Here is an 18,981-nt window from a genome sequence, read left to right on the forward strand (position 1 = left end):
ATGGAATGGTTTTTAGTCAGCCCTGAAATGCTCGGGGTGTTGTTTGCTTTTGCCGCGCTTGCCGGTTTTATCGATTCTATCGCGGGCGGGGGCGGGTTACTCAGTATCCCCATTCTGCTCTCGGCGGGGCTGAGCCCGGCACAAGCGCTGGCCACCAATAAACTGCAAGCGGTCGGTGGCTCTTTTTCTGCCAGCCTCTATTTTGTCCGTCAGCGCGCGGTGAAGTTAAGTGAACAAAAGCTGCCCATTGCGTTGACGTTTGTCGGTTCAACGTTCGGTGCCTGGCTGATTCAGCAGATCCATGCGGATTTTTTGCGCCAGATCCTGCCGGTTCTGGTGATCGGTATCGGGCTCTATTTCCTGTTGATGCCGAAAATTGGTGAAGAAGACCGCCAGAAACGCTTGTCAGGCCTTCCTTTTGCCTTTTTAGCGGGCGGGTGCATCGGGTTCTATGATGGTTTCTTTGGCCCCGGTGCCGGTTCTTTCTATGCGCTGGCGTTTGTCACGCTCAGCGGTTTTAGCCTGCCTAAAGCCACGGCGCATGCCAAGGTGCTCAATTTCACCTCCAATTTTGGCGGGTTGCTGTTCTTTATTCTGGGCGGTCAGGTGGTCTGGGGCGTTGGTCTGGTGATGCTGGTCGGGCAGGTGTTGGGCGCGCGTCTCGGGGCTCGCATGGTGCTTAACAAAGGACAAACGTTGATCCGTCCGATGCTGGTGGTGGTGTCGGCCTGTATGAGCGTGAAGCTGATTTATGACAATCACGGCAGCGATATTGCCCAATGGATAGGACATCTCTGGTCATGACCACCTCAAGCGTAAGCACCGCGCACGATTACCGCGATCTCATCACCTTGTTCGCGCAGTGCTTTGAACAGGACTTTAACACCCAACTGGTGAAAGGGGATGATGAGCCTATCTATCTGCCCGCCGATGACCAGTTTCCCTATCATCGTATCGTGTTCGCGCACGGGTTTTATGCCAGCGCATTCCATGAGATTTCACACTGGTGCATTGCCGGTGAAGCGCGACGTAAGCTGGTGGATTTTGGCTATTGGTACTGCCCGGATGGCCGCGATGCGACAACGCAGGGACAGTTCGAGCAGGTAGAAATCAAGCCACAGGCGTTTGACTGGCTGTTTTGCGTGGCATCGGGCTTTCCGTTTAATGTCAGTTGCGACAATCTGGAAGGGGATATCGAACCCGATCGCATCGCGTTTCAGCGCACCGTGCATGCGCAAGTGATGGCCTATCTCGAGCAGGGTATCCCGGCGCGGCCATTGCGCTTTATTCGCGCATTACAATCGTTTTACAATACGCCGCCGTTGACGGCGGAGCAGTTTCCGTATCCCGCCGATCTCAACTGATGCGGATAAACGTTAATAGTGAGGATGTTAGATGATCGCAGAATGTGAAGGGCGTATTCTCGCTCTGATTGATGATATGGTAGAGCATGCCAGCGATGATGAACTTTTTGCCGGTGGCTACCTGCGCGGTCATTTGACGCTGGCGGTGGCAGAGGCCGAAGAACAGGGCGAAACCACGGTTCAGGCGCTCTATCAGCGCGTGTGCGACAGCGTGCAGCAAGCGATTAAAAACGGTGAGCTTTCGCCGCCGGATCAGATATTGGTCAATGGCATGTGGGACGATTTATTTCAGCGCGCTTCGCAGATTAACTGATCGATTCTCTGTTCCGCCACTGTCTATCCCATCGTCAGTGGCGGCTATCTTCGTTACACCGCTCTGCCTTTCAGCAGCTTTCTCACCCAAAAACGATTCGGATTCAACGCGGCAAGGGTTTCTGCATCGAGCGGTAACGGCTCGCCGTACAGTTGCCCGGCCAGGATTTCGGCGGACAACGGGGCAGAGCACAATCCACGCGATCCCAGCGCACCGATAACGAACAGATCCTGATGAACCGGAGCTACAGCCACTCGCTCCGGCGTGTGCCGCTGCACGTCAAGTGACGCGTATTGATCTAGCGTCTGCGCGTAATCCGGCGTAGCGCCGAGCAGCGGCAGATGATCGCGGGTGGCGCAGCGCACGCCCTGACGCGCTGCGTTGTCGCTGACATCAATGTCATTCACCCAGCTTGCCTCGGGCAAGCAGGCCACCAGGCGCTGGTGGTTTTCCTGCTGCTCGTCTGCACTAAACGTGGTAGTAACCACGCCTCGCTGGTAGCTGGCACCGATACAGTGCTGCTGATGGTGAGGGCTGACTGGGGTCAGATAGCCGTCATAGCACAGTACGCGTTGCAAGCGTTGCAGTGTCGGGGTAGTGGGAATATGGCTCACCTGACCGCGCACCGCATAGCTGGGGAGCTGTTGAGTTTGCGACCAGTCGCTGAGCCGCTGTCCGTTAGCCAGCACCACCACGGGATGGGTCTTTTGCTGCCCGTTTGCCAATCGAAGTTGCCAGCCGGATGCGGTTTTTTCCAGCGCAGAGACGCCAGTAGCAAAATGCACCACCAGTCCGAGCGATTGTGCGTGTTTCAGCGCATGGGTTGTTAGCTCTGCCGGGCACAGCCAGCCGCCCTCGGTATAGCTCGCACCGGGAAAACCTATCGCTAATCCGGCCGTTGCGTCCATCTCATCGGCGCTGAGCGGCGTAACCACCTCTGCCGGCCAGTGGCCGTGCAAGATTTGCGTGATTTTACGCGCGCTTTTTTCATCGTAGGCAATCTGATTTACACCGCACCAGTCATGCTCGAAGGGGATACCGGCTTGCCACAGCGTGTCGTACTGGCGGCGGGCAAAACCAAACGCGGTGGCAAAAAAACGGGAAAGCGCATCGTGTTTGTCGTTGAGTAACGGGTAGAGGGCTCCCTGACGGTTACCGGAAGCGCCTGACGCCGGAGCCTCATCTTCACAGTAGAGCGTCACCCGTGCGTCGCGTCGTAGCAGCGCTAACGCTGTCAGCACGCTGGCAATGCCGCCGCCAATAATCGCGATATCCTCTGTGGTACTCGCTGCCGGGCGCGAATACCAGGGGGCTGTCGCTGAGATCGGAATGGCGTGCGGTAGCACGCCGCGCAGCATTTCGCGTTTTTGTCCGTAGCCCTTGATTTTTTCCACGTCAAAGCAGGCTTGCTGTAGCCCCCGACGTACAAACCCTGCGGCGGTAAAGGTCGCAAAGGTGCCCTGGGCCCGGCACAGGCGTGCCATGGCGTGAAACAAGTTCTCGGTCCACATGTCCGGGTTTTTGGACGGGGCAAAGCCATCGAGAAACCAGGCGTCAACCTGATGCGTCAGGGAATCGTCCAGCGTTGGCAGCAAGTCGTTGATATCGCCAAACCACAGGTCGAGGGTGATGGCACCGTCAGCCAGAATCAAACGATGGCAGCCCGGCAGCGCCGACGGCCAGGCCTGTCGCAATGCTTCGGCGTAAGGGGCAAGCGTCGGCCAGTGGGCGTGCGCCTGTTGCAAATCGGCCACGCGCAATGGGAATTTTTCAAAGCTGATAAAGTGCAGGCGACGCAGTGCCGCGTGCGGATGCTGCGCGCGAAAATCAGCGAACGCTTGCCACAGCGTTAAAAAGTTCAGGCCAGTGCCGAAGCCGGTTTCCGCGATGATGCACTGTGGGCGGGGGTGCTCAACAAAGCGCGCCGGGAAGTGGTTACCTTGCAAAAAAACGTAGCGGGTTTCTTCCAGCCCATCCTGATTTGAGAAGTAAACGTCATCAAACTGTTGCGAAACAGGTGTACCCTGTTCGTTCCAGGAGAGCGTACCGTGCTGAATAGCATGGTCTTTCACGATAATTGACTCATTTTTAAAGCGATAGCGTGATTTTACTCAGCAGGTGCTCAGGGCGCAAATTTTGTAAAAGGTTGGGTGATCGGACTTGTTCAGCTTACATCTGTACGCTAAAGTGCGTGACGAAATCCCAAAATACATTTATGCGGAAAGAGGTATTGAATGAAACGTGCAGTGATTACTGGCCTGGGGATCGTCTCAAGCATTGGTAATAACCAGCAGGAAGTCCTGGCATCGTTGCGGGAAGGTCGCTCGGGTATTACGTTCTCACAAGAGCTGAAAGATTCCGGTATGCGTAGTCACGTCTGGGGCAATGTGAAGCTGGATACTACCGGCCTCATTGAACGTAAGGTCGTGCGTTTCATGAGCGATGCCTCTGTCTATGCTTTTCTGTCGATGGAACAAGCCATTGACGATGCCAAGCTGGCACCTGAGGTTTACCAAAACAACCCGCGCGTCGGTTTGATTGCCGGTTCCGGCGGTTCAGCACGTTCTCAAGTGTTCGGCGCGGATGCGATGCGTAGCGCGCGTGGCCTGAAAGCGGTTGGCCCGTACGTGGTCACTAAAGCGATGGGCTCTGCGGTGTCCGCCTGTCTTGCCACGCCCTTTAAAATTCAAGGCGTGAACTACTCCATCAGCTCTGCCTGTGCTACCTCTGCGCACTGTATCGGGAATGCGGTAGAGCAGATCCAACTGGGTAAACAGGACATCGTGTTTGCTGGCGGTGGTGAAGAGCTCTGCTGGGAACTGGCCTGTGAATTTGATGCCATGGGCGCGCTGTCTACCAAATACAATGAAACGCCAGAAAAAGCGTCCCGCACCTATGATGCCGATCGCGACGGTTTTGTTATCGCCGGCGGCGGCGGTATGGTGGTGGTGGAAGAGCTGGAACATGCGCTGGCGCGTGGTGCACACATTTACGCCGAAGTGGTCGGCTACGGTGCCACCTCTGACGGTGCCGACATGGTTGCTCCGTCGGGTGAAGGCGCAGTGCGCTGCATGAAGCTTGCGATGCAGGATGTGGATACCCCTATCGATTATATCAATACCCACGGTACGTCTACGCCGGTGGGTGACGTGAAAGAGCTGTGGGCGATTCGTCAGGTGTTTGGCGAGGCGGTACCGCCTATCTCTGCAACCAAAGCGATGACCGGGCACTCTCTCGGCGCGGCGGGCGTACAGGAAGCGATCTACTCCCTGCTGATGTTGGAGCACGGTTTTATCGCGCCGAGCATTAACGTTGATACGCTGGATGAATTGGCACAGGACATGAACATCGTGACGGAAGCGACCGAGCGTACGCTGACCACGGTGATGTCTAACGGTTTTGGCTTCGGCGGCACCAATGCCACGTTGGTGATGCGTAAGTTAGCGTAATCGCTATACCCTAAACTCTCGTCATCCTCGGCGAAAGCCGGGGATCTCTGCCAGAAGAAACACGTTTGCCTGCAAGAGATTCCCGCTTTCGCGGGAATGACCATGAGAGTAGGGCTGTTTATCAGCAACCTCTCCGGGGCCTTGTGCCCCGGTTTTTTTATTGGTTAAAACAGCACCCACAGTAAGAATATCACCACGCAAACGCTGACAATGGGCCAAAACAGCGGTTTGTTGAACACGGCCTGGAGGGCAGGTGGCAAGGTGGCAACCAGCGGATTGACAATCGGCTGCGGATGCGGGAACAGGCTTTGTATCGTCAGTTCCCCATCGGAAGCGCGCTGCATGCGGTGGGCGAACAAAAAAGTCACCAGCTCGTTGAGTTGCGGTTGGGTGAGCGGTGTCTGAACCCCGGCATTGAAACGGTTTTGGCTGTAGTCCAGCAACAGTTGCCGTTCATTGGCTTCCAATGCGGGTTGCAACAGCGTGTGCAAGGTGGACTGGGTTGCCGTCATTGGCGGCTGTGCCGTAGTGCCCGCAGCGGTTGCCGCGGTTGTCGTCGATGCCAGGGTCGAAGCGGCGGTCGCGGGTGCATCGCCGCGTGCATTTCCGGTAGTCAGCAGATGGTGCAGGTCAGTTTGCGTCTGCAAATATTGCATCAGAAGCGGCAGATGGCGGGCGGGGATCGGCGTGCCCGGCGGCTGGTGTTGCATTGCCGTCAATGACGTCCAGATTTTTTCTGTTGGCTCCCCCAGCAGCGCGGATAACCGCACCACCATCTGATTCAGGCTGTTCTGCTCGACGCTGGATAACGGACGTTGCAGCAGGGCGGTGGTCGCTGCATTGGTGGCAACATTGGTGAGCGCATTTTGCACCAGCGTTGTGGCCAGCGCGGGTGCCTTGCCGGAAGCGGAATTTAGCGGTGCCGCATCCGCCGGTGTTTGCAAGAAGGTCAGCACCCGTTGTAACTGAGGCTGCGTCAGCGCTTTAAGTTCGGTATGACCAAATTCCTGGCGTAAAAACTGAGTGACGCGCTGGCTGTTATTTCCCTGCGGTAGCAGATCGGTCAGGCGCTGCAACAACGGATGGCGGGCGCTGCTTTGCTGCGTCTGAGCCAGTACCAACTGGTTCTGCAATGACTGCTCAGCGGCGGTAAAATGCTGTCCGAGCAGCGTCTGGTTCGGGGCCAGGCCGATGTCCTGACGCAGCGTGGTCCAGATGGCATTGTTACTGAGCGACATCAGCGCCTGTAACTTGACCACCAGCGTGTCCAGCGTCGCGCGTTGGGTAAAGCTCAGTGGGGAATTCGCCGCCGCCGCATTGGAAGAAGAAGAGGCAATGGCCGACGTCGGCGACGCGGGTGGGCGATCTCCCGGCGTCGGGGTTCCCGGACTGCTGACAGGCTGCATGATGGACTCCTCACTGCGTGAAAGGCACCCTGCATTCCCCGGGAGCCCTGAATAGGCAACAGAAATCATAGCAAGGTGTCTGGTGCGAGAATAGTCAGATCATAGGGGAAAATACCTTCTTATTTGCGGTTTGCTTCCGCGTCACGCAGTTGCGCGGGTGGCGTATTGGTATCCGGCCTACAAATCGCGTTGTGCTGAGCGCGCGGAGTGCGCATACGCTGCGCCATGACAACCCCGAGTAATACCATGACCCCGCCCACGATGTGATAGCTGTGCAGCGTTTCATGCAGCAACGTCACGGCGATCAGTGCGGTAAACACCGGCGTCAGATTGATGAAAATGCTGGCATTGTTGGCCCCGATACGCATTACCCCGACGATCCACATCCACGGGGCGAGGATCGAGGCAAAAATACCGGCGAACAGCACCAGCGGTATGTTTTGCGCATTCAAGGCGATGCTTTCAGCCAACAGCAAATTAGGCAGCAACAGCACGACGCCAAAGGCAATTTGCACGTAGAGCGATACCCAGGTGGGAAGAGCAATCGACCAGCGTTTGGTTAATACGCCATACAAGGCATAGGCTAACGCGGCAATAAACATCATTACTTCGCCGCGCCCGATGCCCTGCGCCAGAATCAGTGCCGGATGTCCACCGCTGATAAGCCAACTGATGCCGAAAAAGGAGAGCAGGCTGCCGCACAGTAAGCTGACTGTGGGCACTACGCCAAGCAGTGGAATGCTGATCAATACCGTGAGCAAGGGGATCAACGAAACCAGAATGCCCATCATCAGCGCGCTGATGCTGTGCGCGGCATAGTAGGCCATGCTCTGGTAGAGCACCATGCCGAGAAACCCCAGAAACAATAATTTTCCCCAGTGTAGCCTGATGGTGCCCGCGTGGCGTCGCAACTGAGGCAGCATAAAGGGCGTCAGTACCAGCAGAGCCAACAGCCAGCGGTAGAATGACATGGCTGCCGGATCGATGGCACCCACGGAAAGTTTATTAACGATCACGTTAAATGACCAAAACAGGACGGCAATAAGGGGGAATAGCGCTTGCATGATAACAATTCTCATTAACGTGGTATGCCAGTTTACGTCAGGCGGGTTCGTTCTATATAGTGAAAACAAGACATCCTTAACGGCAAGACAGACAACATGACCCGGCAACGATCTTATTACCGTCCTGAAGGCATACCGCCGCACGGGGTGTTTTTGCGTACCGAGGCGGTCAGCGCGGATACGGAATACCTGCCTCATCGTCATGAGTGGGGACAATTGCTGTATGTGGTTTCAGGCGTTGTGGTGCTGCGTCTCGCACAGGAGCGGTTTTGGGCACCGACCCATTTTGCTATCTGGTTGCCGCAGGGGGTCGAGCACGCCTGCTATAACCAACGTCAGGCCACGATCCGCACCATCAATTTCGATGCGCGCTGGTATGCAGAACTTCCCGAAACGCCATGCCTGCTCGAGGTTGGCCCGCTGTTTAAGGCGATTCAGGACGATTTGTTCGCGCGCGACGTGCTGATCCCACACGATAAGCCCGACCTGCGCTTGTGCCACGTACTGTGCGATCAAATGACGGTGGCACCGCGCCAACGCAACTATTTGCCGGGCACTGACGATCGCCTGCTGGCTCCGGTGCTGCATGCGCTGGAACAGTGCCCGGCGGATGACCGAACGTTGGCGCAATGGGCCGCCGAGGTTTACAGCACGGAACGCACGCTGTCGCGGCGCTGTCAGGCATTGCTCGGTATGTCGTTCAGCGAATGGCGACAGCGGCTACGCTACCTGCAAGCGCTGGCATTGTTGCGTCAGGGCATGAGCGTGCAGTCAGTGGCGCTGGAGGTCGGCTACAGTTCTTCATCGGCCTTTATCGCCATGTTTCGCCAGCAAAGTGGGGCTACGCCGGAAGGGTATCGCGCCAGGCCCTAAGCGATGGGGATAGCGTTGGGATTCTTGACCATTCGGTGGCAAAATAGTGCCCCTGTTTTTCTTGCAAGCGTAGCCTGACCGGGGTCGTACATGAAAATTGTGGTTGATGAGAATATGCCGTATGCACGCGAGCTGTTCAGCCGCGTGGGTGAGGTGGTGGCTGTGCCGGGAAGACCGTTGCCGGTTGAGGCGCTGGCACAGGCACAGGCCCTGATGGTGCGCTCCGTCACGCCGGTCAACGCCGCCCTGTTAGCGGATACGGGAGTGACCTTTGTCGGCAGCGCCACGGCGGGTACCGATCATGTGGATGAAGCCTGGCTGAGTGAGCAGGGCGTCGAATTTTCCGCCGCGCCAGGCTGCAATGCCATCGCGGTGGTGGAATACGTTTTTTCTGCGCTATTGATGCTGGCGGAGCGAGACGGCTTTCAGTTGCGCGACAAAACCGTCGGCATTGTCGGTGTCGGCAACGTCGGGCGGCGTTTGCAGGCGCGCCTCAACGCCTGGGGGGTGAAGACGTTACTGTGCGATCCACCCCGGGCGCGCAGGGGCGATGTTGGCCCCTTTTTGCCGCTGGAGGCGTTACTGCGTGACGCGGATATTGTCACGCTGCATACGCCACTGACCAAGGGTGGCCCAGATAATACCTGGCACCTGATTGATGAGGCGGTGCTCGCTGCCTTGCCCGCCGGACGTATTCTGATCAACGCGTGTCGCGGGCCGGTGGTCGATAATACTGCCCTGCTGCGAGCGTTGCAGCAGGGCAAGGATCTGCGCGTGGTGTTGGACGTGTGGGAGCCAGAACCGGGGCTTTCGCTGGATTTGCTGGCGCGCGCTGACGTGGGTACGGCGCATATTGCCGGTTACACGCTGGAAGGCAAGGCGCGCGGTACCACGCAGGTGTTTGAGGCGTTGTGCCAGTTTATCGGCAAACCTCAACAGGTGCCGCTGTCATCGCTGTTGCCTGCCCCGGATATCATGGATGTTCACCTAACGGCCCCTATCGAGCAAGCGTTGCTTAAGCGTCTGGTTCATCTGGTGTATGATGTGCGTCGTGATGATGCACTGTTGCGCCAGTCTGCTGGCCAGCCTGGCGGATTTGATCGTCTGCGTAAACACTATCAGGAGCGCCGCGAATGGTCTTCGCTGCGTGTCACTTGTTCTGATGAGGCCAGTGTGGCCTGTCTGAATGCATTGGGTTTCACTGCCGTCTTGCCGTAGTTCGGTGAGAGGGTGTCATGAAATACGACGTTTTTCGCGTAGGGTATTCGGGCGGTGATACACCGCCCGAGCAAGAGGTATTGACGAATGGGAGAACACCACATGTCTGACGGCTGGAATATTGCGCTATTGGGCGCAACGGGTGCGGTGGGAACGGCGCTGCTGGAGTTGTTGCAAGAGCGCGAGTTTCCTATCGGCACGCTTTATCCGCTCGCCAGCGAACGCAGCGTGGGGGAATCCGTAAGGGTCAACGGCAAATCCTGGCAGGTCGAGGATGTGGCCGATTTTGATTGGTCCCAGGCACAATTGGCCTTCTTTGTCGCCGGTAGCGAAGCGAGCGCCCGCTATGCGGAAGATGCCGGTAACGCAGGCTGCCTGGTGATTGACAGCAGCGGTCTGTTCGCGCTGGAGCCGGATGTCCCGTTGGTGGTGCCGGGGGTCAACACCCATGTGCTGGCCGATTACCGCAATCGCAATATCGTGGCGGTGGCAGACAGTCTGGTGAGCCAACTGCTGCTGGCTATCAAACCGCTGATCGATCAAGCCGGGCTGTCACGCCTCCACGTCACCAATCTGCTCTCCGTGTCCGCGCTCGGCAAAGCGGCGGTAGACGATTTGGCCGGACAAAGTGCCCGTTTGCTGAACGGTATTCCACCGGAACCGGGCTTTTTTGCCAAACAGCTGGCGTTTAATGTGCTGCCGCTTCTGGCGGATGCGCAAGGCAGCGTGGCGCAAGAGCGTCGGTTGGTGGATCAGGTGCGCAAGGTGTTACAGGACGAAGGGCTGCCTATTTCCGTCAACTGCTTACAGGCTCCGGTGTTTTACGGCCATGCGCAGGTTGTGCATCTTGAAGCATTACGGCCGCTGTCTGCGGAGGAGGCCCGGGATGAACTGGCGCGCACTGAAGAGGTTCAACTCAGCGATGAGGATGACTACCCGACGCAGGTGGAAGATGCCTCTGACAACGTTCAACTGAAAATTGGTTGCCTGCGCAATGATTACGGCGTTCCCGAACTGCTGCAATTCTGGTCGGTGGCGGACAACGTGCGCTTTGGCGGCGCATTGATGGCGGTGGAAACGGCAGAACGGCTGGTGCAGGAGTATCTGGGGTAATGTCAGACAGAGATTTGCCGCCGCAGCCTGCGGGTATCAAGGTGGCGCTGGGCATCGAGTATGACGGTAGCCGCTATTATGGCTGGCAGCGTCAGGCTGAAGTAGAGAGCGTGCAAGGGCATCTGGAACAGGCGCTGAGTAAAGTGGCCGATGCGCCGATTACCGTGTTTTGTGCGGGCAGAACCGATGCTGGTGTGCACGCTACCGGGCAGGTGGTGCACTTCACCACTCAGGCTCAGCGCAAAGATGCGGCCTGGACCCTGGGCGTCAATGCCCATTTACCCCGGGATATCGCCGTGCGCTGGGTGAAAACTGTCGATGACGATTTTCATGCGCGTTTCAGCGCCACGGCGCGTCGCTATCGCTACATTATCTATAATCATCGCCTGCGCCCGGCGGTACTGGCGCGTGGCGTAACGCAGTTCCACTTCCCGCTGGATGCGGCGCGCATGGAACGCGCCGGACAAAGCCTGCTGGGTGAGAACGACTTCACCTCGTTTCGCGCCGTGCAATGCCAGTCGCGCACGCCGTGGCGCAATGTAAATCATTTAAAGGTTACGCGTCATGGCGCTTACATCGTGGTAGATATTAAAGCCAATGCGTTCGTACATCACATGGTGCGCAATATCGTTGGCAGCCTGATGGAAGTGGGATGCGGCAATCAGCCTGAATCCTGGATTGCTGAACTGCTGGCGGCCAAAGATCGCACGCTGGCGGCTGCCACGGCGCGCGCCGACGGTCTGTATCTGGTGGCGGTAGATTATCCGGCGCGTTTCGAACTGCCGGTTGCGCCAATGGGCCCGCTGTTTCTGGAAGATTGACCCGTGGCGGGCGGCTGTGCCGCGCCACGCTAAACACTCGAGGATTGTCACGGCATTGCGCCGTGAAACATGCACATGATGGAACTTGTCGCGTTTATACGCTTTATCATCGATTTTATTCTGCATATTGACGTTCACCTTGCGGAACTGGTTGCGCAATACGGTGTCTGGATTTATGCCATTCTGTTTTTGATCCTGTTTTGTGAAACTGGCCTGGTAGTGACGCCGTTTCTGCCGGGGGATTCCCTGCTGTTTGTCGCCGGTGCGCTGGCGGCGCTGCCCAGCAACGATCTGAATGTGCACACCATGGTGGCGCTGATGATTGCGGCGGCCATACTGGGGGATGCGGTCAACTACACCATCGGACGTTTGTTCGGGGAAAAACTGTTCAGTAATCCCAATTCGAAAATTTTCCGCCGCAGTTATCTGGATAAAACGCATCAGTTTTATGCCCGTCACGGCGGCAAAACGATTATTCTGGCGCGCTTCGTACCGATTGTGAGAACATTCGCGCCGTTTGTCGCCGGTATGGGACACATGCGCTACCGCCACTTTGCTCTCTATAATGTGGTAGGGGCATTGCTGTGGGTATTACTGTTTACCTACGCAGGTTACCTGTTTGGCGACCTGCCGATTGTGCAAGAAAACTTGAAGTTATTGATTGTCGCGATTATTTTCATCTCTATCTTGCCGGGGATCATTGAAATCTGGCGGCATAGACGAGCGGCGGCCCGTGCGAATAGCGCGTCGCGTTCACAAGAATAAACGCGGTAATCGCTCCGGTTTGACCAGTTTTCTATCCACAGTCCCGGAGTGTTATGGTTTAATGAGCGGCATTTATGGTCTGTCCCCGATGACGACCTGTGTTGCCAGCGCCTTGAAACACGGGTGTAAACACCGGTTCAGGCTACGGCAAACGGGCGTTGTGACGGGGCAGAGCGGACTGGCTACGGCCAGGTTCAAGCAGAAAGGTTATCAATGAGCTGGATTGAACGAATTCTTAACAAGAGCAACATTACACCGACCCGCAAGGCCAATATTCCTGAAGGGGTATGGACCAAATGTGACAGTTGTGGTCAGGTGCTTTACCGCGCTGAATTAGAGCGTAACCTTGAGGTGTGTCCCAAGTGTGACCACCACATGCGGCTTTCCGCCCGTGCGCGTTTAAATGCGTTTCTGGATAAGGACAGCGTGGTTGAGCTGGGTAGTGAGCTGGAGCCCAAGGATGCGCTGAAGTTCAAAGACTCGAAGAAATACAAAGATCGTCTGGTTGCCGCACAGAAGCAGTCTGACGAAAAAGACGCGCTGGTGGTGATGAAAGGCACGCTGTACGGCATGCCAGTGGTCGCCGCCTCCTTTGAATTTGCCTTTATGGGCGGTTCCATGGCCTCTGTGGTCGGCGCGCGTTTTGTGCGTGCGGTGGAGCAGTCGCTGGAAGATGGCTGTCCGTTGGTGTGTTTCTCCGCCAGCGGCGGTGCGCGTATGCAGGAAGCGCTGATGTCGCTGATGCAAATGGCGAAAACCAGCGCGGCGTTGGCAAAAATGCGCGAGCGCGGTCTGCCCTATATCTCGGTGTTGACCGACCCGACCATGGGTGGCGTTTCCGCCAGTCTGGCGATGCTCGGCGATTTGAACATTGCCGAACCTAAAGCGCTGATCGGTTTTGCTGGCCCGCGCGTTATCGAACAGACGGTGCGTGAAAAATTGCCGCCGGGTTTCCAACGCAGTGAATTCCTGCTGGAGAAAGGGGCGATTGACATGATCGTGCGCCGCCCGGAAATGCGCTTCAAGTTAGCCAGCATGCTGTCTCGCTTGACCAACCACCCTGAGCCGGTGGACACCGCTGAAGTTCGTCCGCCGGAAGTGACCACTGAACCGCAGGATGATGCGCAATAAGTGACACATGAACAGGGTGTGACAGGATTGCGCTTAGGCCGTTCTGTGCACCCTGTATCAATGAACCGTAAGCCAGTGAACGGGACTCATGGAAAATCTTCTCATTCCCCAAGCCACGTCGCCTTTGGCCGCGTGGCTTCATTATCTGGAGCACCTGCACGCCACTGCCATTGACATGGGATTGACGCGCGTTAAACAGGTTGCCGATCGTCTTCATCTGCTGCGTCCGGCCCCAACGGTGTTTACCGTCGCGGGCACCAACGGGAAGGGCACCACCTGCTGCACGCTGGAAGCCATTTTGATGGCGGCGGGGTTGCGTGTCGGTGTCTACAGTTCGCCCCATCTGCTGCGCTATACCGAGCGGGTGCGCATTCAAGGCCAGGAATTGCCGGAAGCGGCCCACGCTCAGGCTTTTGCCGAGATTGAAGCAGGACGTGGCGATGTCTCGTTGACCTATTTCGAATTTGGCACCCTTGCGGCACTGCACTTGTTCAGGCAGGCAAATCTGGATGTGGTGATTCTGGAAGTGGGGTTGGGCGGGCGTCTGGATGCCACCAATATCGTCGATGCCGACGTGGCGGTGGTGACCAGTATTGCGCTCGATCATACTGACTGGTTAGGGCACGATCGCGAAAGCATCGGTCGCGAAAAAGCCGGTATCTTCCGTGGTAATACTCCCGCCGTGGTGGGGGAGCCGGATATGCCCGCCTCTATTGCCGCCGTGGCCGAAGAGACCGGGGCCTTGTTGTGCAAGCGCGGTCGCGATTGGCACTTTGCGCTGGAAGGCGACGGCTGGTATTGGCAAGCGGCTGACGGAGCGCGCATGACGCTACCTCTGCCGAACGTGCCGCTGCCCAACGCCGCCACGGCGCTGGCCGCGCTGCATCAGGGACCGATTAACGTCCCTCTGGCTGCTATTGAACAGGGGCTGCGCCGTGCGGCGTTACCGGGCCGGTTCCAAACGGTGAGCGAACAGCCAACACTGATTCTGGATGTGGCGCATAATCCTCATGCCGCAGCCTATCTGGCCGGGCGTTTGGCGCAACTGCCAAAAAAGGGCAAAGTGCGTGCGGTGATCGGTATGCTGGCTGATAAAGATATTCCCGGCACCCTGGCGCAGCTCAAGCCGGTGGTGGATGAATGGTATTGCGCCCCACTGGAGGGGCCGCGCGGTGCAGGCGCTGAATTGATAGCGGCACACCTTGAATCCAGCCGGTCGTTTGACGATGTCGCGACCGCTTGGCATCAGGCGATGCAAGATGCAGATACGCAGGATACCGTGGTGGTGTGCGGATCTTTTCATACGGTAGCGCATGTCATGGAAGCGCGGGAGGAGAGGGGGTCGAATGGCAAGTAAGTTTCAAAACCGTCTGGTCGGCACCATTATTCTGGTAGCGTTGGGCGTTATTGTGCTGCCTGCTCTGCTGGATGGCAAAAAGAAACATTACGAAGATGAATTTGCCGCGATTCCTCTGGTGCCAAAGCCGGGCGACAGCACGGAGGCAGAATCATTGCCTTCATTGAACCAGTCGTTGCCCAGCCAGCCGCCGGAGGGTGCGCAGCAGGCGATGCAAGGACAACCGGCTCAGGGCGGTGTGATCGCGCCAGAGGATGACGGCGCCATGCAGGCACCGCCGAGCAGTACGCCACCGTCATCTTCCGCACCGATAGAAATTGCCCCGCCCGCCGTGGCGGCGCGTCCGGTTACCCCTAAAGCGGAAGTGAAACCGGAAACCAAACCCAAGGCGAAGCCGGAAACTAAACCGGAAGTGAAGCCTGAGCCGAAACCGGAAAGCAAACCGGCAACGCCTGCGCCGCAACCCGCGCAGCAGCCCGTCGCGCAACCGGAAGTGAAGCCGGAAGCCGCACCAGCAGGGCAAGCCTACGTGGTGCAACTGGGCGCGCTGAAAAATGCCGATAAAGTGAATGAGATTGTGGCCAAGCTGCGCTTGTCGGGATACCGCGCTTATACGGTGCCATCGACGCCGGTCGCGGGAGAGATAACCCGCATTTACGTCGGGCCGGATGCGTCAAAACAGAAATTACAGTCCGCCCTTGGCGAACTGCAACAACTGAGTGGATTGAGCGGGCAGGTCAGGAACTACAGCGCACGTTAAGGGTTGCCAGCAAATTCACCTATCGGTGAAATCGTTGGGAAATAGGCTACGCAAACGTTTTCTTTTTCTGTTAGAATGCGCCGCGAACAGGATGATGAGCGGCGCTACGCTCTGTTGAACCGGCGGTAATCGCTGTTGGTGCGAGAGAGATTGTGTTGGCATCGTTCGTGAGTGAGAGAATTCATGGTTTGGGTTGATTACGTCATCATTGGCATTATTGGTTTCTCTGCGCTGGTCAGTCTGATCCGGGGCTTTGTTCGTGAGGCGCTTTCGCTGATCACCTGGGGCAGTGCATTCTTTGTCGCCAGCCATTATTACCCATACCTGTCGGTCTATTTCACGCGTTTTGAAGACGAGCTGGTGCGCAACGGGGTTGCCATCGCCATTCTGTTTATTGCGACATTGATTGTGGGAGCGATCGTCAACTATGTGATTGGTTCACTGGTTGAACGAACCGGGCTTTCAGGCACCGACAGGGTACTGGGCATTTGCTTTGGTGCGCTGCGCGGCGTGTTGATTGTCTCTGCGCTGCTGTTCTTTTTGGATACCTTTACCGGTTTTTCACAAAGCGACGACTGGAAACGGTCTCAGTTCATCCCGCAGTTTAGCTATATCATCAGGTGGTTTTTCGACTACCTGCAAAGCACGTCAAGTTTCTTGCCGCAGCACATAGAGCTGCGGTAGCGCTGATGAGGAAAAGACAACATGTGCGGTATTGTCGGTATCGCCGGTTTTACACCGGTAAACCAGTCGATTTATGACGCGTTAACGGTGTTACAGCACCGTGGACAAGATGCCGCAGGCATCGTCACCATCGATCCCATGAACTGCTTCCGCCTGCGTAAGGCGAACGGCCTGGTGAAGGACGTATTCGAGGCGCGTCACATGCAGCGCCTGCAAGGCAATATGGGCGTGGGGCATGTACGTTATCCTACCGCAGGCAGCTCCAGCGCATCGGAGGCCCAGCCGTTTTATGTCAATTCCCCGTTTGGCATCACGCTGGCGCACAACGGTAATCTGACCAACGCTCATGAACTGCGCAAACAGTTGTTTGAGCAAGGGCGTCGCCACGTTAACACCACCTCTGATTCTGAAATCCTGCTCAATATCTTTGCCTGCGAGTTGGATCGTTTCCAACACTATCCGCTGGATGCTGACAACGTGTTTGCTGCCGTTGCTGCTACCCACAAGATGATTCGCGGTGCCTATGCGTGCGTCGGGATGATCATCGGGCACGGTTTGTTTGCTTTCCGCGATCCCAACGGTATCCGTCCATTGGTGATCGGCAAGCGCGAACTAGCCGATGGCCGCATCGAGTATATGGTGGCCTCGGAAAGCGTGGCGCTCGATACCCTTGGCTTTGAGTTCTTGCGTGACGTAGCGCCGGGAGAGGCGGTTTACATCACCGAGAAAGGGCAACTGTTTACCCGTCAGTGCGCCGAGAACCCGAAAAGCAACCCGTGTCTGTTCGAGTATGTCTATTTCGCTCGTCCAGACTCCTTTATCGATAAAATTTCGGTCTACAGCGCCCGCGTGCGCATGGGCCAAAAGCTGGGCGAGAAGATTGCCCGCGTGTGGGAAGATCTGGATATCGATGTAGTGATCCCGATTCCGGAAACCTCCTGTGATATCGCCTTAGAGATTGCGCGCATTATCGATAAACCGTACCGTCAGGGGTTTGTGAAAAACCGCTATGTGGGCCGTACCTTTATCATGCCGGGTCAGGAACAGCGTAAAAACTCGGTGCGTCGCAAACTGAACGCCAACCGTGCCGAGTTCCGCGACAAAAACGTGCTGCTGGTGGATGACTCCATCGTACGTGGCACCACCTCGGAGCAAATTGTCGAGATGGCGCGTGAAGCCGGTGCACGTCGCGTTTATCTGGCCTCTGCCGCGCCGGAAATTCGTTTCCCCAACGTGTACGGCATTGATATGCCGAGCGCCAATGAGCTGATTGCCCACGGCCGCGAAGTGGAAGAGATTCGTAAGATTATCGGTGCCGACGCCCTGATTTTCCAGGATCTGGACGATCTGATCGCCGCCGCACGGGAAGAAAACCCGGATATCGTGCAGTTTGAATGCTCGGTATTTAACGGTATTTACGTGACCAAAGATGTCGATCAGGGTTATCTCGATTATCTGGAAGGGTTGCGTAATGACGATGCCAAAGCGTTGCGTGGTCAGAACGAAGTCGAAGATCTGGAACTGCATAACGAAGGTTGATGTCATCCTGGCAGCCGATCGGCAATGACTGTGAAAAGGGAGGTGCGTAAGCGCCTCCCTTTGTTGCTTATTGGGCGGGGATAAGGCAAAGTCAGCCCGTTATCCTTTTTGCACAGCAGCATTTCGAGGTTTGGCATGAAACGACTCATCATTGGACTTTCCGGTGCCAGCGGCGCGATTTATGGCGTGCGCCTGTTGCAGGTGTTACAGTCGTTGGACGATGTGGAAACCCATTTGATCATGAGCCCAGCCGCCCGACAAACGCTGACGCTGGAGAGTGATTACAGCGTGCGCGATGTGCAGGCATTGGCTGATGTGGTGCATGACAGTCGTGACATCGCGGCCTCGCTGTCGTCCGGCTCGTTTCGCACGGCGGGAATGGTGATTCTCCCCTGTTCCATCAAAACCCTCTCGGGCATTGTGCACAGCTACAGCGATAACTTATTGATTCGTGCCGCAGACGTGATATTAAAAGAGCGCCGCCCATTGGTGTTGTGCGTGCGTGAAACCCCGTTGCACCTCGGCCATTTGCGCCTGATGACGGCGGCCGCAGAAATGGGGGCGGTGATCATGCCGCCCGTTCCCGCGTTTTATCACCGCCCGCAAACCTTGCAAGACGTGGTGGACCAAACGGTCAACCGCGTGCTCGATCAGTTTGATATTGCGTTGCCCGAGGCGTTGTTTACCCGTTGGCAAGGCAGTTAACGTCGTCCAATCTGGCAGAGTGATGCAAAAACACACCAATCAGGTGCAATTCCCCTCGTCTTTTCTCGCGCTTTCTTGCCTGTCGGCGCAAGGTTTGCACTACGCTTAAGCGGTGATGCGTTGTTATGGTGCAAAGGTTGATTGATTTGCACCAATATGTTGCCGGGAAAGCGCGCCGTCTCTTTTCCGATCAACCCTCGTATCATCATCCTCGTCAGGGTGCCCCTATCACTACGCGCCTGCGGCAGATTTCGGATTTATCCGTATTTTGCTGCGATTATGGCGTGGATTTTGCAGGGTTTCTGCTGATGAGACTGGCGGCGCTGGCATCCCTCTCGCGCAAGAGCGCGCAGGCGTCTGACCGCCCCTTTACGCTTAGTGATATTCATTCTTTTTGATCATCATTCCATCAAGATAAG

The 18,981-nt window shown here is 56.7% G+C and carries 19 protein-coding genes; 16 read left to right on the plus strand and 3 right to left on the minus strand.

Translation table 11 applies throughout. The annotated features are described in order from the left end of the window. Genes J5067_RS14815 through J5067_RS14825 form a run of 3 tightly spaced genes read left to right on the plus strand, consistent with a single transcriptional unit; the run spans position 1 to position 1,677 of the window. A complete protein-coding gene (locus J5067_RS14815; RefSeq protein WP_264643393.1) occupies positions 1 to 804 on the plus strand; it encodes a sulfite exporter TauE/SafE family protein in 804 nt (267 codons plus the stop codon). After that, complete coding sequence (locus J5067_RS14820; RefSeq protein WP_264643392.1) at positions 801 to 1,364, plus strand: elongation factor P hydroxylase; 564 nt, start codon at positions 801 to 803, stop codon at positions 1,362 to 1,364. Before J5067_RS14815 ends, J5067_RS14820 begins: the two co-directional genes overlap by 4 nt. A 31-nt stretch (positions 1,365 to 1,395) precedes the next feature. After that, positions 1,396 to 1,677 (plus strand): YfcL family protein, encoded by a 282-nt coding sequence (locus tag J5067_RS14825; RefSeq protein WP_264643391.1) that lies wholly within the window; start codon positions 1,396 to 1,398, stop codon positions 1,675 to 1,677. A gap of 53 nt (positions 1,678 to 1,730) precedes the next feature. Here the strand turns inward: J5067_RS14825 and mnmC are convergent, their stop codons facing one another. Then, entirely contained in the window at positions 1,731 to 3,749 is a 2,019-nt protein-coding gene (mnmC, locus tag J5067_RS14830) for a bifunctional tRNA (5-methylaminomethyl-2-thiouridine)(34)-methyltransferase MnmD/FAD-dependent 5-carboxymethylaminomethyl-2-thiouridine(34) oxidoreductase MnmC (RefSeq protein ID WP_264651439.1), read from the minus strand. 162 nt (positions 3,750 to 3,911) lie between these two features. Between mnmC and fabB the strand changes: the two genes are divergently transcribed. Beyond that, positions 3,912 to 5,126 (plus strand): beta-ketoacyl-ACP synthase I, encoded by a 1,215-nt coding sequence (gene fabB / locus J5067_RS14835; RefSeq protein ID WP_264651440.1) that lies wholly within the window; start codon positions 3,912 to 3,914, stop codon positions 5,124 to 5,126. A gap of 164 nt (positions 5,127 to 5,290) precedes the next feature. On the opposite strand, the gene J5067_RS14840 is transcribed toward fabB, so the two are convergent. After that, complete coding sequence (locus tag J5067_RS14840; protein ID WP_264651441.1) at positions 5,291 to 6,532, minus strand: flagella biosynthesis regulator Flk; 1,242 nt, start codon at positions 6,530 to 6,532, stop codon at positions 5,291 to 5,293. A 119-nt stretch (positions 6,533 to 6,651) separates the two neighbouring features. After that, the gene (locus J5067_RS14845; RefSeq protein WP_264651442.1) at positions 6,652 to 7,596 is read right to left on the minus strand and encodes a DMT family transporter; all 945 of its coding nucleotides are present in this window, start codon (positions 7,594 to 7,596) and stop codon (positions 6,652 to 6,654) included. Positions 7,597 to 7,692: 96 nt separating this feature from the next. Between J5067_RS14845 and J5067_RS14850 the strand changes: the two genes are divergently transcribed. The 12 genes from J5067_RS14850 to J5067_RS14905 all read left to right on the plus strand — a co-directional run bounded on the left by J5067_RS14850 (position 7,693) and on the right by J5067_RS14905 (position 18,960). Further along, on the plus strand, positions 7,693 to 8,469 hold the full coding sequence (locus tag J5067_RS14850; RefSeq protein WP_264651443.1) for a helix-turn-helix domain-containing protein: 777 nt from the start codon (positions 7,693 to 7,695) through the stop codon (positions 8,467 to 8,469). 90 nt (positions 8,470 to 8,559) lie between these two features. Further along, on the plus strand, positions 8,560 to 9,687 hold the full coding sequence (gene pdxB / locus J5067_RS14855; protein WP_264651444.1) for a 4-phosphoerythronate dehydrogenase PdxB: 1,128 nt from the start codon (positions 8,560 to 8,562) through the stop codon (positions 9,685 to 9,687). Between the two features lie 102 nt (positions 9,688 to 9,789). Continuing rightward, the gene (locus tag J5067_RS14860; protein ID WP_264643774.1) at positions 9,790 to 10,800 is read left to right on the plus strand and encodes an aspartate-semialdehyde dehydrogenase; all 1,011 of its coding nucleotides are present in this window, start codon (positions 9,790 to 9,792) and stop codon (positions 10,798 to 10,800) included. After that, entirely contained in the window at positions 10,800 to 11,621 is an 822-nt protein-coding gene (truA, locus tag J5067_RS14865) for a tRNA pseudouridine(38-40) synthase TruA (RefSeq protein WP_264651445.1), read from the plus strand. The genes J5067_RS14860 and truA overlap by 1 nt, the downstream gene beginning before the upstream one ends. Positions 11,622 to 11,699: 78 nt before the next feature. Further along, positions 11,700 to 12,386, plus strand: a complete 687-nt coding sequence (locus J5067_RS14870) for a DedA family protein (protein WP_264643773.1) — start codon at positions 11,700 to 11,702, stop codon at positions 12,384 to 12,386. A gap of 213 nt (positions 12,387 to 12,599) precedes the next feature. Further along, positions 12,600 to 13,517, plus strand: a complete 918-nt coding sequence (gene accD, locus J5067_RS14875) for an acetyl-CoA carboxylase, carboxyltransferase subunit beta (protein WP_264643383.1) — start codon at positions 12,600 to 12,602, stop codon at positions 13,515 to 13,517. Between the two features lie 88 nt (positions 13,518 to 13,605). Next, positions 13,606 to 14,874 (plus strand): bifunctional tetrahydrofolate synthase/dihydrofolate synthase, encoded by a 1,269-nt coding sequence (gene folC, locus J5067_RS14880; RefSeq protein ID WP_264651446.1) that lies wholly within the window; start codon positions 13,606 to 13,608, stop codon positions 14,872 to 14,874. Then, positions 14,864 to 15,634 carry a cell division protein DedD gene (gene dedD, locus J5067_RS14885; protein WP_264651447.1) on the plus strand — a complete coding sequence of 257 codons (771 nt, stop codon included), beginning with the start codon at positions 14,864 to 14,866 and terminating at the stop codon, positions 15,632 to 15,634. The genes folC and dedD overlap by 11 nt, the downstream gene beginning before the upstream one ends. A gap of 183 nt (positions 15,635 to 15,817) precedes the next feature. Continuing rightward, positions 15,818 to 16,318 (plus strand): colicin V production protein, encoded by a 501-nt coding sequence (gene cvpA, locus J5067_RS14890; RefSeq protein ID WP_264643380.1) that lies wholly within the window; start codon positions 15,818 to 15,820, stop codon positions 16,316 to 16,318. A 21-nt stretch (positions 16,319 to 16,339) separates the two neighbouring features. Next, positions 16,340 to 17,857 (plus strand): amidophosphoribosyltransferase, encoded by a 1,518-nt coding sequence (purF, locus tag J5067_RS14895; RefSeq protein ID WP_264643379.1) that lies wholly within the window; start codon positions 16,340 to 16,342, stop codon positions 17,855 to 17,857. Positions 17,858 to 17,992: 135 nt separating this feature from the next. Continuing rightward, positions 17,993 to 18,562: a UbiX family flavin prenyltransferase gene (locus J5067_RS14900; RefSeq protein ID WP_264643378.1), complete on the plus strand. Its 570-nt coding sequence runs from the start codon at positions 17,993 to 17,995 to the stop codon at positions 18,560 to 18,562. A 125-nt stretch (positions 18,563 to 18,687) separates the two neighbouring features. Next, entirely contained in the window at positions 18,688 to 18,960 is a 273-nt protein-coding gene (locus J5067_RS14905) for a hypothetical protein (protein ID WP_264651448.1), read from the plus strand. Positions 18,961 to 18,981: the final 21 nt, after the last annotated feature.

The sequence above is a fragment of the Candidatus Symbiopectobacterium sp. NZEC151 genome, from assembly GCF_025962655.1.
Classification (GTDB): Bacteria; Pseudomonadota; Gammaproteobacteria; order Enterobacterales; family Enterobacteriaceae; genus Symbiopectobacterium.